Below are 333 nucleotides of genomic sequence, written 5' to 3'. Positions count from 1 at the left end.
AATACAGGTGAGATTAAAAAGAACACCGATGAAATAGCAAAGAACACAAAAGAAATCGCGGATGCTGTTAAGGATATTAGGGATAATTTGAAGATTCCTGACGATATGGATTTGTCGATTAAACCTGTTCTTCCTGAGGACATTAAGCCTGATAAACCTAAACAACCTGATAAGCCTTTTGAAGACAAACAAGAGCACTTTAAAGAGGGTGAACAAGAGAAACCACCTGACAAACTTCCTGTTGCTCCTGAGCCCGCCGAATGTTGGGGGGATGTTTGTAAAGATAAAGATAATCAGAAAGAAGAAGATATGAAGAAAGAAAAAGATATGGAT

The 333-nt window shown here is 37.8% G+C and carries 1 protein-coding gene; it reads left to right on the top strand.

The genetic code is table 11. The features are described 5' to 3' along the window. A partial coding sequence (locus tag FE392_RS22720) for a hypothetical protein (RefSeq protein WP_319931944.1) occupies positions 1–333 on the top strand: 333 nt, incomplete at both ends.

Source organism: Xenorhabdus santafensis (genome assembly GCF_033949405.1).
Lineage (GTDB): Bacteria > Pseudomonadota > Gammaproteobacteria > Enterobacterales > Enterobacteriaceae > Xenorhabdus > Xenorhabdus santafensis.
The sequence above is the reverse complement of the archived record's forward strand: the minus strand, read 5'-3'. Positions and strand labels throughout refer to the sequence as shown.